The organism is Pandoraea pulmonicola, from assembly GCF_000815105.2.
Taxonomy (GTDB): Bacteria; Pseudomonadota; Gammaproteobacteria; order Burkholderiales; family Burkholderiaceae; genus Pandoraea; species Pandoraea pulmonicola.
In genome coordinates this window covers 1-15,607 of sequence record NZ_CP010310.2, presented here as the reverse complement: position 1 = coordinate 15,607, position 15,607 = coordinate 1, and the positions used below count along the sequence as shown (strand labels likewise).

The following is a 15,607-nucleotide window of genomic DNA, read 5'->3' as shown; positions in this document are numbered from 1 at the left end:
ATTTTCGCTTTCTTTGTCACCCGACAATGTACCAATACCCAAAAGACATCCGAGGAGAGGAAGATGCGGTTCGAGCGTTTTGACAAGATTCGTGGCTACAGAATATTCAAAGACTTTTCGTGGCCTCATGACCTAGAAGGGTTTGGACGCTACAACCTCCTTTACGGTTGGAATGAAAGCGGTAAAACCACGCTATCTAACTTGTTCAAGGCGCTTCAGGTTCATTCCGATATACGTGACGGACAGATAGACTTCATCTTTGGGGGAAATCGGGTTTCCGGAAGTGCGTTGTCCACAGCAAATGCACGACCTCAGGTCCGTGTGTTCAATCACGCGACCGTCGCTAACAGCGTCTTCGAAAGTTCTGGAAGTGTCAATTCTCAGCTGGCGCCTGTTTACGTGTTCGGGGAGGACAGCGCAGAAAAGCAGGGGCAGCTCAACGCCCTAAAGGTCAAATTGTCGGAGCTTGCCAGACAAGTACAAGAGGCAAACGAGCAAGAACGGCGTGCATCAAAGTCTCTCGAAGATTTCGCCACAGCCACAGCTCGAACGATTAAGAATCTTCTCGTCGCGCAGGGTGCCAAGTTCAACAACTACAACGCTGCCGATTTTCGCCGAGATATTGGTGTATACCACCTAGCGCCTAAACCTCAACTCTCGGATGCGGAATATGCGAGGGACATGGAACTCAAGGTAGCCAAGCCGCTGCCTCACGTGCGAGTTTCCGACATTAGCTTCCCGGATGTCAGCAATCTCTACGCGGGCGTACGAAACGCACTTCAACAAACCGTCGCCTCGCAGGTCATCGACAGCCTTGCGTCAAATCCATCGTTGGCGGCCTTGATTCGAGCAGGTCTGGCTCTTCATACGCATGATGGCGACTCAGCTATCTGCCAATTTTGCGAACAACCGATAGCTGCGGGCCGTTTGCGTCAGATCGAAGCTCACTTCAATGACGAGTTTCGTCGCTTTACAGAATCGTTGAAGGCGTTGACGATACGGGTCGAGAGTGCAGCCCAATCGGTGTCGGTATCGGCTTTGCCCAAAGCGACGGAGTTGTACCCAGACCTTCAAGAGGAGTATGAAAAAGCATTAGGCCAACTCGATTTACACCTAAACAACGTCGGAAAAATACTCGTCGCTCTTGCCTCTGCACTTCGTTTCAAGCAAGAGCATGTTTTCAAGATGCTTGACCTTGAGGACTTGATTCTCGGTGGTGATGGCGTACCGGACACGAACAAGTTAATGATGCGACGATTCTTCGAGGTGCTTGGCACGGGCGTTCCCGCAGTTATTGGCGAATTCGTTGGAAGGTCAGCACTTCAGACCCTGAAAGGTATTGTCGAGAAGCATAACGAGAAGACAAATTCGTTTGCCGAAGAGGTTATCAAGGCTCGCGAACGGTTGCTCGGACACGAACTCAGTGCGGTTCTTACTGACTGGCGGCAAGAGCAGTCCGAGCTTGAACATGCCAAGTCCAAAGCTACCCAGGCTAGCGGCGAGAAGACAAAAGCAGATGAAGAAGCTCAACAGCTGGAATCGACCATCTTGGAGCATCGGCGGTCAGCTGATGAGCTCAACCGTGACCTTGTGACATACCTTGGACATGATGAGATACAAGTTTCAGCGGAGGATACCGGTTACCGCATAGTACGGCGAGGCGGCGTGGCTACGCACTTGAGCGAGGGGGAGCGTACAGCGATTGCATTCCTCTATTTTCTGAAATCACTTGATGACAGGTCATTTGACCTCGCCAACGGTATCGTGGTCGTAGATGACCCAATCTCAAGTCTCGACTCCAATGCAATCTACAGCGCCTTCGGGTTTATGAAGCGTAAGCTTGTCGATGTGGGGCAGCTTTTTGTGATGACGCACAATTTCACGTTTCTCAGGCTCGTCAAGAATTGGCTGCAGCACGTACCCAAGAAGGAATCGAGATTTTTCATGCTACGGGCCACTACACGAGACGGAATACGTAGCTCGTCGATTCACGAGATGGACCCGCTGCTAAAGAATTTCGAGTCAGAATATCACTATCTCTTCCGGCGGGTGGTCGACGCGAGCTCTCTGCCCAATAACGTGCCGATGCAGGATTATTACGAACTGCCGAATCTTGCAAGGCGTTTGGTTGAGTCCTTTCTGGCGTTCAAGGTTCCCGGCCGCGAATCCATGATTCAACGCCTGGATGAGCTGAAATACGATGGGCCGAAAACTACGCGCATTTCCCGCTTTCTGGACACATATTCTCATGCCCCCAACATCGCTGGGGACCACGAGAGCGAGTCGTTGCTTTCAGAGGCGCCATCTGTCTTGCGCGACGTGCTAGATATGCTGAAGTGGTCCGACAAACACCACTTCGAGCGAATGATGGCAATGTGCACATGACTGACAAAGTCAGCGCGTTGAGCCCAAGCAAGATGAGAGTGTTCGGTGCCCGCTCATTTTCACTCAAAGAGTTAGACCAGCTTCTACCGCAGTGCAGCGAACAATTAGAAGGCGCAGTACTGGACAGAGGGCCCGCGCACCACGGCGACAAGTCGCTGCTTACCGCCCTTTGTCATCCGAGAGCATTTCGCCGAAATCCATGTTGCGCATCTGATAGGTCTGGTTTGCGGTCAGCCGTGCCATCTCGTCGATACTGAGAAGGTCAATTCGACGGTTTGGGAGGTAGCGCACATTGAGCAAACTATCTGGGCCTCGAAGGCCCTTGGCGAAATGCATCTTCCCGTTTATCAGTTGCTCCCGCGCATAGTTCATGCGCTCTTCAAACTCGGCCCTAGTGGAGGGCGTGTGCATAGGCGTAAACATACCGTTGTGTTCTCTAGAATTTGTAAAGGACCGCTCGGACTTTACCATTTACTCGCAGAATCCATACAATTTGCCAGCCTTCAGGCAGTGCAAGCGCGTCCCGCTCAATCGCAAGTAAGGCGGTCTCGTGTCGACGACTTGAAGCCGAGCTCGTCAGAGTACCTCCATCTCTCCAATGGTACCGAACGGTTTTCGACGCCTGAGCCCTCACAAGCTGCACAAATCGAGGCGTTGGAATAGCCGGACTAACTGAACCGAAGTAAGCAATGGTCGGCAGGACTCTGCCACAGACAGCTATGGGCTCATCCGGTCCTGGCCGGGCAAGCTCGGTCGCCTTGAAGGTAGGTGGAGTAGGCGGTACTGGCTGTGACTGCCCAGGAGGCACAAGATGCGATGTAAGCTCCACGTGAATGGTACGTCGTTCCATTTCCAGGAGGCATTGAAAATCTAGGAAGACCAAGTCTCCATAAGATGGCAGGTAGTTTCGTTCTCTCCCGCTTTCCACGCACGCCACCAGGCTTGTCAGCAGGTTCCTTCCGTTGTCGGGTTCCACAAGACTCTCTGGGTTGTAGGCCCTGAGCAAGGCCTCGGCCCTTTTGAGCTTGCTAATAGGCATGGGCTGAAAGAGCGTGGTGTTCAGCACATGGCGAACGGTTGAAGCCCAACGGCCCGTTGGAAGATTCGGGTCTTCTCGCCCGCCCTCCGCGACAAGCGATTCCAACGCGCAGGCCATTTCGACCGTCAGCGGCAAACAGGAGTCGGCCATCTGAGCTGCGAACGCTTGTAGAGCGCCTTCGGTAAGGACACCTAATCCGGACAAATCGCGCCAAAGCTCGTGCAGCGTCGGTGGCACAAAACTTGGCGGTCCTTTGTCTGGGGCAGAAGTGGAAATGGGACAGGCCTCAGGGAATCGCTCCTGCAGCGTCTTGAAGGCCGTCACGGCCGAATCGACACCGCGTTTGCTAGCGCGCTCAGCGATTCGCATGAACGTCGCGAACCGACCAACATGCCGACACTGCTCGAGAACCTGTGCAAGTTCAATGTGCGGCTCGATGCGTTGCCACAACCCCACCGAGTCTTCACGAGAAAGGATGTCCAGCGTTGCAGAAGCGATATCTGCTCGGTTTCGCCTTTCCATCGAGACAGCAAGAGGGGCGAGTTTTGAGAGCCAATCTCCGTTCGTACGGGTAATCCACAGCACCATGGCCGCACCGCTGTCACGGCGTTCCCAAGCTGGATGGTCTAGTGTCCAAAGCAAGAGTTCAAGGAGGGCCTCAGACGCAGCACCAGCCGCAGAGTTACCGATGTATTCGAACGGCTCCGGTGCGGCGCCGCCCACGATTTGCCTGACGTGGTCAATGGCTACCGCTAGCAGTTCAGCCTGCTGGGCTGCGCTAACCTTTTGTCCAACCAGAGATATGAGGTGGGATGCAATCGCCCAGCGTTGCGTATGGCGCTCTTCGAGGGCCAGTGGTCCATACAGTCTGGCGAGCTCATCGGCGTTCTGGACTTGAGCGCTGATGAGTCGGTCGGCGTCGCTGCCGGAATGGTTGTCCGACCAGACCGACCATCCCCCTGCCTGCAGGGTCTGCAGTGCCCCGATGCACTCTTGAATCGCCGCAGAGAAGTTGCGTCGGCCCATCTGTGCGCGTGCGCTTTTAATTTTAGTAGCGGCGTCCCGTACTGCTGAAGGTTTGCCAAACGTCCCGGGCATAAACAGCCGGTCATCGTCGGCATCCTCCTCGGCTACGTCATCGGTCGGCTTCGTGGTGCCAGCTTCAAGTCTCGGAGTCTTGTCTCCGTCATCTTGCCCATAGCGAAGACCGAAGCTCGATGTCAGCTGTTCAATCTGGCGCTCGTCGAGGTTGGACTTCACCTCATCCAAGAGAGGCGCGTAGTCGGAGCGAAGGTCAGCCGGCAGGCTTGGGACAAGGGTTCTTAACAGCAGCCAGGCTCGCTCAGTGTTCAACGAGGTTGCAATCGAGCGAACTCGGGCCTTTGCCCGCGCCAAGTCATCTGGACTATTGACCAGTTCCGAAATGATGGCGGCGTACTCTCGCCCCCAGTCGGTCAGGTGCCGTTCGTCTCCATGTTGGTACACCTCAAGGAGTGCCCAACGCAACTGCCAGCTCACCTGTTCACGGGTGTGGTTCAATAGCGCGAGCAGGGCGGCCTGCTCCTCCAATGCTGCCCCAGGAAACCGCATACCAACAAGGGGTGAGACGCGGTCGAGGTTGCCACTCGTCGCCTGCGCGAACAACTCGTCGAGGGTTCCACAGCTCTGATGTTGGAAGTATCTGACCGCATCCGAGAAAAGCGACCGACGGCAGAGCTGTCCGATGAAATTGCCCTTGTCGGCACGGATAAATCGTTGGAACGTCATCTCGCCCGTGGCACGCTCCAAGAGGCCAGCGATTTGGGCGAGCGACGAAGCCTGAACGGGCGACGTAGCGGGTAGCGTCTCCAAGGTGCTGGTCATCATGGACAGCTGGTCTTCCTTGTACCAGCTCGGCCCCATCGAGAAGGTCAGCACCGATTTATAAGTTCTAAGCGCCTCCTCGGGCGCTTTTAGCCTGGCCAACAGCGGGACAATTTGCAGAAGCTCTGGGACGAGCTCAAACCTGTTCTCCACGTTCTCTGCGACGTAGTCCCTCCAGAGCAATACGAGCGAAAAGGCCTTATCCGCGTTCGGCCCTTCGGGGGCGAGCTTGATGAAGAGGCGAAGCGCCCCTTGGAGCGCCTGTCGAAACCCTTCGTTGTAGAGGCCAAGCTGTACGTCGAACCCGCGCTCTATTGCGTCGAGCAAGACCGCTGCTTTCGTCGGGAAACAATCAAGCACCAGCTTTGCGACGCGCCGGTATAGCCGCGGAACCACGGTCTCGGGAATTAAGTAGCTTGAATCCCAGTGGATACGCGATTCAAGCTTGAACTCGAAACAAGGAAGAAGGGTATCGGCCACAAATGACCATACGGCGTCTAGGCCAGCTTGGTCTTTTGCCGCCATGGCCCTCCGGCCCTTGCCGTCGCACCATGCAACGGCTCGCGCGATGGCCTCGAGCGCCCCTTCCCAATCCTCGGCGGTCGGCATTTGCACGGAAGGCTCGGCATATCCGTTCTCAAGGAAGGAGGATGCTCGAAGGCGCAGCATGGCACTCTCGAAGATGGCTTCGTCAGGCTCCGCTCGATTCTTCTCGTAGAAGGGCAGCGTCCCGTCGCCCATATCTACGCCGGCGGAGTACGACTCGACGAGGCCGGGATCCGCGCCCGCTTCAATCAACGTGTCTGTGAATACGAACCGTCGGTCCTCGGGGCGCAGAGGTGCGCCGATAACTCTTTCAACGTCCGAGAGCACAAGGTCAACCATCTCACGCTGGAGCGCGACCCCATAGTGCTCCGAGTGCATTTCGGCATGCGCCAAAGTCTGCAGAAAAACAAGCAGTTGGTGGCGCGGGTCCACGTCGGCCAGCACGTCTAGGCTCAGGAAAGATCGATATTCGCCTTTGAGGCAAAGTCGCGCTCCCATCATCTCTCCACTCAGTTGCCGAAGTATTTCAGCTCCCTCATCTGGCGAGAAGTTGCCATCGGGACGTAGCAAGATGCCTTCGACGATGGCGCGAAGGAATCTGGTGAACGGTGGGTCGTCACCTGCGGCTTGCGCAAGGGAAAAAGCATGCAGTCGAAGGGTCACTGCGCTGAGGAATTCGTGGGTGCTGACACCGTCCTCGGAGTGCAGTTTTTCAAAGACTGCATTTATTTCACGCTGAACAAGCTCCAGAATTTTTATGGCCTGCTCGGGGCTGCCCTGTTGCGTCAGGGTGTTTGCAATGGCAAAAGCTTCATCCGCCGAGACGACGAGGCGACCGTTGCGGACGACGTGCCGAAGCGCGCTCTCAGTTTTTCCAATTGAGATGAGTGCCAGAGCCACGAGCTCGGCTGACCGCACGAACAGGGTGTTGTACCGAAAGGTTAGACGCTGGGAGAGAAGCAGCAGGCGAACGATGTCGGTTGCTGTCCCGACGCTGGTAGCCGCAGCGAGGGTTTCATCAACATCCGCAAGCAGGACATCTGGCTCTGCGCCGAGTAGCACAGAGTCGTCAACCCACTCCTGCCGACAGTCTTGAATGGCCAGCAGCAGATGCTCTTGGCCCCCCCTCAGTCCGTGGTAGACCTTGTTCAGAACTCCATAGTCGCCGCTTTTCTTTGCGTTGCAAAATTCCGCGATACGTCCGTGCACCCTTTCGCCGATAGATGCCGTCTTGTGCACCACGAATTCTGAGAATGACGGGTGATAAATTGCAGTGTTTTCGGGATTCACAAGCAGATGCCGAACTCGGAGGAGTGCGGAGGGGAACACTCCCGATTCGGCAGAGGACAGCATCCTTGTCAAATTGCTGGCCGGGATACCCCAACGCAGACGAGCAATGATGCCTAGCAGGTTGACGACGTCAGTGTTGGCCTCAAGCTTAGCCCAGATAGTCTCGTAGTAGTCCTGAATAGAGCCGCTAAACACCGGCAGCTCAGCAATGTCACCCTGTGTGGCTCCGCTGTTCACCAAATCAGCGAGATATCGAAGGTAGAGCGGGTGTCCCATCGCTCGGTCGCAAAGTGTTCCCACGATTTCTGCGGTTGCTTTGTCCTTGTCAAGAAACTCGACACAAACCCCGTATTGGATGTCGCGGTCGAGGGTCGGGAGGGTTAATCGCTCCCCACTCTGAAGGATTGTCCCGAGACTGCTGGCAAGCGAATCTAGCCCGACGCCGGTAATGACCACCACCAGGCCGTCAGGCACCTTTTGCGGCAGCAGATTGACGAATCGTTTTAGGGTTTCTTCGCCTGCTGCGGCTGCCTCATTGATGCCGTCAATGAAGAGCACGCCCACCTTTCCTGCCTTCGCACAGCGCTTCGCCAAAGATTGAAGTACCTCGTCGGTCTTTTCAATGAGCTGGCTGTACGAAAGCTCCATCAGCCGAGCTGGCTTGCCCGTTGCCCTTTTGGAGAGCAGGGAGTTTGCCCAGTCGAAGAAAACCTCTGGTTGGGCTTGGTGCGCTGGCGATGAGCCACGGGCGCGCTCGGTAAACTGGTACACGCCAAGCCTATCCAGCTCTGGTGACTCCGGCCTGAATTGTTGGCAATACGTAGACTTGCCGACGCCGTGCGAGCCTTCGACAAAGACGTATCCACCGCGTTTGTTGACGATAGCAGACTCGAAGAGTGCGTCAAAGGCTGGCCGCGTTCCGATTGGTCCAGGGTCTTCATTGTCGGCCGGCTCATCAGTAAGCAGACCGTTCGCCCTCAGGAAGGGCTTCAGCATTGAGAGACTCAAGGCTCCGATGGCACTGTCTATGTTGAGTCGCAGCAGACCTTTGCAGACGGCACCGACCATGAACGCGGAGCCCGAGAGCCCGTGGTAGTCCGATAGATGCGTTCCTGGCTCTACAGACAGGTCCAGGTCAACGCCATGCACCCGCTCGGGTAACATTTGCTGAATTTCGCCTTTGACGACATGACCCAGCTGTAGCTTTGCCACCGGATAACCGAATGCGAACCACCTCTCGCCCGGACGCAGGCCATCGGCGTCAATGGGTATGGGTTCGACGCTTAGTGGGCTTGATAGTTGCAGCAGGCAAATATCGAGGTCTTCGTCATGTGGGCCAACGACCGCCGTATGCTTAAACGCGGATGAGCCAACTCCAAACTGAACGATGACGGGTTCGTCAGCACGTACTTCAGTTTCGACGCAGTGATATGCAGTGAGGACGAGGTCCCCCTTGATAAGCCACCCGGTCCCGGACTCGTCCTTGCCAAGGATTTGGCACGTGGCCTGCTTGATTTCGTCTTCAGTCATAGTTGTTCTCCCCCACTTGAATCCAGTCGTTCTCAGCCACATGGATGCTGAAGGCTGTGCCGGACTTTGATTTATGTGATTCAAGCTGCTTGGACGCAGCCGTTTCATAGTTGAAAAATAGGTGCCTCTTGAATGGCGCCGGACGGTCCACGATTTCGGCTAGCACCTCGAAGTCCGGATGGCCATGGCGGGTCCCATCGGATGAGATGAGGAAGCAGGGCGAGTCTGCAACCGATAGAAGGTCTACGCTCGTGTTGTGGAAGCTCCCATGATGTGAGACCTTGATGGCATCAAAGATGATGGGCGTAGTCGGCGCATGAAGCGAGCGCAGCTTTGCTACGACATCTTCAGCCCAGGCATCTCCGAGGAAGAGGACTCGCTTGTTTCCCGTGGAGATGATGAGCGTGATGGAGCTGCCGTTCGTGATGGAGGTGTCTGGCGTGTAGACGTCGGCGAGTCGCAGACGTCTGTTAGCTGCTATGGGCGTGGCTTGGGGAAAGGAAGGGTCTGGCAGACTGGCGCACCACATCTCATACGCGTCGTCAATGAGGTCGCTGGGCTGCGACGAACCCTTGTAGCCGAGCTTTCGGACCTCTTTCAGCCACAGGTTGCGCAGTTCTTCGAGACGGGCGGTCGTAGGCCCGATGACGTGTACACTCACATCACCCGGCAAAGTAAGTGCGTCACCTTCACTGATGCAGCTCGAGCCGTTCCCCGAGTTCCAAGTGTAGCCATGCTGTCGAAGGAGCTTGGCGAGTGAACTTCCTTGTCGAGCGCTTATGGGATTCGGCGAAGATATCGGAGCTTTCTGAAATCCACGCCGCCGAATCGCTTCAAGAACCATGCGGTCATGAAAACCGTCAGGCTCTGCGGTCGGGGCGGGCAACGACCGTAAGCTGTTGTGCCAGACGGCGTCGACCTCAATGCCTCGTTTGGCAAAAGTGCCATTGCCGGAGAAGAGTTCCAGAAGGCCGCCTACGTGGTCGGCGTCGACGTGCGTGCAGACGACCAGGTCGAGCCGACCTCCCTCCTTTGCAAGCTGCGCCAAGTCCGCCGCAATGAAGTCTTGGTAGGTACTCGCGAAGCCAGCATCAATGAGGAGGTACGTTCCGCCGGCGTCAACAAGGAAGGCATCGCCGTTCTTGGCAGGGTACATCTTCAGTCTAAACATGTAAGTAGGTTGTTGCTTCTACGTTAAATGTACTTTTCCTGGTGTGCACGACCAGCGATGCTAGCCGACAAAAACAGACGGCCACCTCGATGAGGTGGCCGTTTTGCTTGCCGAAGCAAGCTATCGTAAGCAAGGAATCGATGTGAACTATCGAGACGTGTCATTCAATAAGAATCTCAATAGATACTTCCCAAAATCTCAGGTTATGGTTCCCGCTACAGACAACCTCAAACATCAATATTCCCCGCCCGCAGCGCATTCGTTTCGATGAACGCGCGGCGTGGTTCGACGTCGTCGCCCATGAGCGTCGTGAAGATGCCGTCGGCGGCGATCGCGTCTTCGATCTGCACGCGCAGCAGGCGGCGCACCGTCGGGTCCATCGTGGTTTCCCACAGCTGCTCCGCGTTCATCTCGCCCAAACCCTTGTAGCGCTGCTTCGAGACCTTGCTCTCCGCATCGGCCATCAGCCACTTCATCGCCGCCTTGAAGTTCGTCACCGGCTGCGAACGCTCGCCGCGCTTGATCGTCGCGCCTTCGCCGATCAGCCCCTTGAACGTCTCGGCCGTCTTCTGCAACTGCGCATAGTCCGCCGTCTGCAGGAAGTCCTGATCGATCACCGTCACCTTCACATTGCCGTGATGACGACGCTCCACGCGCAGCGACGGCACCGGATCCGCATTCTCGACGTCTTCCATCACCGCCGTAATCGTGATCTCCGGCGCAAGCGGATCGTCGCTCAACGCCGCTTCCAACGCCTTCGCCGACGCCTGCGCCGACGCTTCCGTGTCGAGATTGACCTCGATGCCTTCGGTCACCGCCGTCAGCACCGACGCCTCATACATGCGGCTCAGACGCTCGATCACACCATCCGACAACTGATAGCTGCGCGTGAGCTCGCCCAGCGCGTCGCCCGAAATCGGCGCAGCCCCCGCCGACGGCGTGAGCTCGGCATTGTTCAGCGCCAGCTTCAACATATACTGGCCCAGCTCGGCCTCGTCCTTGATGTAACGCTCGTCCTTGTTGTGCTTGATCTTGTACAGCGGCGGCTGCGCGATGTACACGTAACCGCGCTCGATCAGTTCCGGCACCTGACGGTACAGGAACGTCAGCAGCAGCGTACGGATGTGCGCGCCGTCCACGTCAGCATCGGTCATGATGATGATCCGGTGATAACGCAGCTTGTCGATGTTGTAGTCGTCCTTGCCAATGCCGCAGCCAAGCGCGGTGATCAGCGTCACGATCTGCTCGCTCGAAATCAGCTTGTCGAAACGCGCCTTCTCGACGTTGAGCACCTTGCCGCGCAACGGCAGAATCGCCTGGAACTTACGGTCTCGACCCTGCTTCGCCGACCCACCTGCCGAGTCGCCCTCAACCACGTAGATCTCGCACAGCGCCGGATCCTTCTCCTGGCAATCCGCCAGCTTGCCCGGCAGACCCACGCCGTCGAGCACGCCCTTGCGGCGCGTCATCTCGCGAGCCTTGCGTGCCGCGTCGCGCGCGCGCGCCGCCTCCACGATCTTCGAGCAGATGATCTTCGCGTCGTTCGGCGTCTCCTGCAGGAACTCCTCGAGCGCCTTGGCCACGTATTCTTCCACCGGCGCACGCACTTCGGACGACACCAGCTTGTCCTTCGTCTGCGACGAGAACTTCGGCTCCGGCACCTTCACCGACAGCACGCACGTCAACCCCTCACGCATGTCGTCGCCCGTCGTCTCGACCTTGGCCTTCTTCGCCAACTCGTTCTCGTCGATGTACTTGTTGATCACGCGCGTCATCGCCGCACGCAGACCGGTCAAGTGCGTCCCGCCGTCACGCTGCGGAATGTTGTTCGTAAAGCACAGCACCGCCTCGTTGTAGCTGTCGTTCCACTGCATCGCGACTTCCACGCCAATACCGTCGCGCTCACCCGTCACGTGGAAGATCGTCGGGTGCAGTACCGCCTTCGACTTGTTGATGTACTCGACGAAACCCTTCACGCCGCCGCCAAACGCGAAATCGTCTTCCTTGCCCGTGCGCTGATCCGTCAGACGAATCCGCACGCCGTTGTTCAGGAAAGACAGCTCGCGCATGCGCTTGGCGAGAATGTCGTAATGGAATTCGACCTTGCCGAAGATCGTTTCGTCGGCCAGGAAGTGCACCTCGGTACCGCGCTTGTCCGTGTCGCCCAGCAGCTTCAACGGCGACGTCTCGACGCCGTCCACCACCTCGATCTCGCGGTTCTGCGGCACGCCACGGTTGAACTCCATGAAGTGCTTCTTGCCGTCACGGCGCACGGTGAGCTTCAGGTACGTGGAAAGTGCATTCACGCACGACACGCCCACGCCGTGCAGACCGCCCGACACCTTGTAGCTGTTCTGGTCGAACTTGCCACCCGCGTGCAGTTCGGTCATCACGATTTCCGCCGCGCTGCGCTTCGGCTCGTGCTTGTCGTCGAACTTGATGCCCGTGGGAATGCCGCGACCGTTGTCCGTCACGGAGATGGAATTGTCCGCGTGAATGATCACGTGGATGTCGTCGCAGTAACCGGCCAGCGCCTCGTCGATCGAGTTGTCCAGCACCTCGAATACCAGGTGATGCAGGCCCGTGCCGTCCGACGTGTCGCCAATGTACATGCCGGGACGCTTGCGCACAGCCTCCAGACCTTCGAGGATCTGAATGGAGGCTGCACCATAGCCGCTTTCGGCCTGCTTTTGCTGTTCGCTCATGACAATCTTCCGGTTACTGCGTCATTTCTGACGAATTACTGCTTCATGACCTGCCACCTTCAGCGCGCTTTTGGCGCCCCGAAGGCGGCTTATCCCGCAAAAGGATAATTCTCTAGAAACGCCAAAGGGGCGCTCGGCCCCTTCGCGCATATATGGCGGCGCGTATGGCGGTATGTCCGCTCAAATGCGCATCGGCATCACGACATACTTGAACTCGTCGTTATCCGGCAAGGTGATCAATGCGCTCGAATTCGCATCTCCGAGGCTCACCTTCACCTGCTCGACCTTCAGGTTCGACAGCACGTCGAGTAGATACGTCACGTTAAAGCCGATATCCAACGACTCGCCCGCGTAATCGATTTCGATTTCTTCCTGCGCTTCTTCAGCTTCGGCGTTTGTCGCGTTGATCTTGAGCTGGTTCTCCGCCAGGATGAAACGAACCCCCTTGAACTTGTCCGACGTCACGATCGCCGCACGCTGCAACGAGCGATGCAACTCTTCGCGGCTGATCACGAAGCTGTTGCTGTAACCCTTCGGGATCACACGGTTGAAGTCGGGGAACTTTCCCTCGACCAGCTTCGACACCAGCTCGACGTTCGCGAAACGGAACTTGACCTGGTTCGGCGCCACGTCGATCTGCACCGGATCGTCGATGTCTTCGAGCAGACGCTGCAGCTCGAGAATCGTCTTGCGCGGAATGATCACTTCCTGACGCGTGAACTTCTCGCCCGCAATCGTCGCGTTGCAGTACGCCAGACGGTGTCCGTCCGTCGCCACCGCTTCGATCTTCTCGCCATCGACGACCAGCAGCATGCCGTTGAGGTAATAACGGATGTCCTGCTGCGCCATCGCGAAGTGCACCATGCCCAACAACTGGCGGAACGCACGCTGCGGCAGCGCGAAGCTCGCGGCGTAATCCTTGGCTTCGGCAACCGTCGGGAATTCGTCCGCGACCAGCGTCTGCAGTTGGAAACGGCTCTTGCCCGACTTCACCATCAGACGCTTATCCTCCAGCGAGAGCGCCACTTCGGCATCCGGCATGTTGCGCAGAATGTCGAGCAGCTTGCGCGCGGCCACGGTGGTCGCCATATCGTCGGCGCCAACACCGCAATCAGCCGTGGTCGTGATCTGCAACTCCAGATCGGTCGACAGGAACGAAATGTCCTGTCCATGCTTGCGAATGAGCAAATTGGCCAGAATTGGCAACGTATGGCGACGCTCGACGATGCCACTCACAATTTGCAGCGGCCGCAGCAGATTGTCTCGTTGAGTTTTGACCAATTGCATATTTATCCTTCGTAGTAACTGTTAACGGGTGCCGGTTTCGACTGAAAACCCGAAAATTCCCTTATCAATCAAACTTCTGCGGAAGGGATAACAGGGCGGAAAACGCTGTGGACGAGTCGGGGACGCATTGTGCGCCGACCCGCTATTGTGCCCGAAAACGCCAGTTCCCCCCAAACCGCCCCCAGCTTATCCACAGGGAGACAGGCAACCCCGCCCGCCGCCCCGTCCGAGAGCCGCGGTTTACCCCTTGAGCGTCTGCTCCAGCACGTGCAACTCGTGGTTGAGCTGCGCATCCTTGCCGCGCTCTTCTGCAATCTTGCGTACCGCGTGCAGCACCGTCGTATGGTCGCGGCCGCCGAACAACTCGCCGATTTCCGGCAAGCTCTTCTGCGTCAGTTCCTTCGCCAGATACATCGCAATCTGCCGCGGCCTTGCAATATTGGCAGGCCGCTTTTTCGAATACATGTCGGCGACCTTGATATTGTAAAAATCCGCGACCGTCTTCTGGATGTTTTCCACCGAAATCTGACGATTCTGAACCGTGAGCAGATCTTTCAGCGCTTCCTTCGTCAGCTCGATGGTGATCTCGCGACCGTGGAACTTCGAGTACGCCAGGATCTTGCGCAACGCACCTTCCAGTTCACGCACGTTCGAACGGAGGTGCTTGCCGACGAAGAACGCCACGTCCTCCGACAATCCCACACCCTCGGCCTGCGCTTTCTTGATCAAAATCGCCACGCGCATTTCGAGCTCCGGCGGCTCGATGGCAACCGTCAGGCCCGAATCGAAACGCGAAATCAGCCGGTCGTCGATGCCGGTGATTTCCTTCGGGTACGTATCGCTGGTGATGATCACCTGGGCGCGGTTCGCAATTAGCGCCTCGAACGCGTAGAAGAATTCTTCCTGCGTGCGGCTCTTGCCCGAGAAGAACTGAATATCGTCGATCAGCAACAGATCGAGCGAATGGTAGTAGCGCTTGAATTCGTCGAACGCCTTGCGCTGGTACGCCTTGACGACGTCGGACACGTATTGCTCGGCGTGAATGTAGCGAATGCGCGGATTCTGCTTCTCGGCCAGCAACTGGTTGCCGATGGCGTGAATCAAGTGGGTTTTACCCAGGCCAACGCCGCCATACAGGAACAGCGGGTTGTACGACGTGCCCGGGTTGTTCGCGACCTGAATGGCCGCCGCGCGCGCGAGCTGGTTCGATTTACCCGTCACGAAGTTGTCGAAGGTGAGCACCGGGTTGAGCTTCGAGCGCTCGTAGATCGACTCGACTTCGCTGATCTGCGCCGGCTCCTGCGGCGTCACACGCCAGTTGCGGCGCACGGCTTCGGCCTCGCTCGCCTCCAGGTCGGGACGTTCACCATCGAGCGACGCGGCGTCGCCCGCATTGGCGCCATTCGCGGCATGGCCGCCTGCAACGGCGGCATGCGCGGCGGCAGCAGTCGGGTTTGCACGCGCCACACTGGCGGGCACCGGTGCAGGGGCTGCACTCGGCGCAGGCGCCGGGGCGGGTGTGGACGACGGCACACGCATGCCGGCCTTGGGATCGAGCACGAACGTCACCTCGATGGGTGCGTTCCAATAGTCGGCTGCCATGCTCTGGATACGGCCCGAAAACTGGCTTTTCACCCAATCCAGCTTGAAGCGGTTGGGCGCGCCAATCTTGAGCGTGCGCGCCTGTTCGTCGAAGTCGAGCGGCGCCAGCGGTTTGATCCAGGTGCGGAATTGCTGGGGCGTCAGCTCTTGTTCGAGTCGAGTCGCACAGTGTTGCCAGAAATCGTTCAT

General features: G+C 57.4%; 7 protein-coding genes. 1 reads left to right on the top strand and 6 read right to left on the bottom strand.

Annotated features, from left to right (window positions below; translation table 11 throughout):
* Positions 1-63: 63 nt before the first annotated feature.
* Positions 64-2,385, top strand: coding sequence for an AAA family ATPase (locus RO07_RS00035; protein ID WP_039413683.1), 2,322 nt, complete (start codon positions 64-66; stop codon positions 2,383-2,385).
* Positions 2,386-2,544: 159 nt separating this feature from the next.
* Here RO07_RS00035 and avs1c read toward each other — a convergent pair whose 3' ends face one another.
* From avs1c to dnaA, 6 genes are all read right to left on the bottom strand, one after another.
* Positions 2,545-2,757 carry an AVAST type 1 anti-phage system protein Avs1c gene (gene avs1c, locus RO07_RS00030; protein ID WP_218026553.1) on the bottom strand — a complete coding sequence of 71 codons (213 nt, stop codon included), beginning with the start codon at positions 2,755-2,757 and terminating at the stop codon, positions 2,545-2,547.
* Between the two features lie 64 nt (positions 2,758-2,821).
* Positions 2,822-8,653, bottom strand: coding sequence for an AVAST type 1 anti-phage system protease Avs1b (avs1b, locus tag RO07_RS00025; RefSeq protein WP_039406935.1), 5,832 nt, complete (start codon positions 8,651-8,653; stop codon positions 2,822-2,824).
* Positions 8,646-9,824: an AVAST type 1 anti-phage system MBL fold metallo-hydrolase Avs1a gene (avs1a, locus tag RO07_RS00020; RefSeq protein ID WP_039406932.1), complete on the bottom strand. Its 1,179-nt coding sequence runs from the start codon at positions 9,822-9,824 to the stop codon at positions 8,646-8,648. The genes avs1b and avs1a overlap by 8 nt, the downstream gene beginning before the upstream one ends.
* Positions 9,825-10,051: 227 nt before the next feature.
* On the bottom strand, positions 10,052-12,529 hold the full coding sequence (gyrB, locus tag RO07_RS00015) for a DNA topoisomerase (ATP-hydrolyzing) subunit B (RefSeq protein WP_039406930.1): 2,478 nt from the start codon (positions 12,527-12,529) through the stop codon (positions 10,052-10,054).
* 180 nt (positions 12,530-12,709) lie between these two features.
* Positions 12,710-13,816, bottom strand: coding sequence for a DNA polymerase III subunit beta (gene dnaN, locus RO07_RS00010; protein WP_039406928.1), 1,107 nt, complete (start codon positions 13,814-13,816; stop codon positions 12,710-12,712).
* 240 nt (positions 13,817-14,056) lie between these two features.
* Positions 14,057-15,607, bottom strand: a complete 1,551-nt coding sequence (dnaA, locus tag RO07_RS00005; RefSeq protein WP_039406925.1) for a chromosomal replication initiator protein DnaA — start codon at positions 15,605-15,607, stop codon at positions 14,057-14,059.

Excerpts from the sequence above, each read along its gene's own strand:
- RO07_RS00035 (WP_039413683.1), top strand. The coding sequence starts at position 64 with ATGCGGTTCGAGCGTTTTGACAAGATTCGTGGCTACAGAATATTCAAA.
- avs1c (WP_218026553.1), bottom strand. The coding sequence starts at position 2,757 with ATGAACTATGCGCGGGAGCAACTGATAAACGGGAAGATGCATTTCGCC.
- avs1b (WP_039406935.1), bottom strand. The coding sequence starts at position 8,653 with ATGACTGAAGACGAAATCAAGCAGGCCACGTGCCAAATCCTTGGCAAG.
- avs1a (WP_039406932.1), bottom strand. The coding sequence starts at position 9,824 with ATGTTTAGACTGAAGATGTACCCTGCCAAGAACGGCGATGCCTTCCTT.
- gyrB (WP_039406930.1), bottom strand. The coding sequence starts at position 12,529 with ATGAGCGAACAGCAAAAGCAGGCCGAAAGCGGCTATGGTGCAGCCTCC.
- dnaN (WP_039406928.1), bottom strand. The coding sequence starts at position 13,816 with ATGCAATTGGTCAAAACTCAACGAGACAATCTGCTGCGGCCGCTGCAA.
- dnaA (WP_039406925.1), bottom strand. The coding sequence starts at position 15,607 with ATGAACGATTTCTGGCAACACTGTGCGACTCGACTCGAACAAGAGCTG.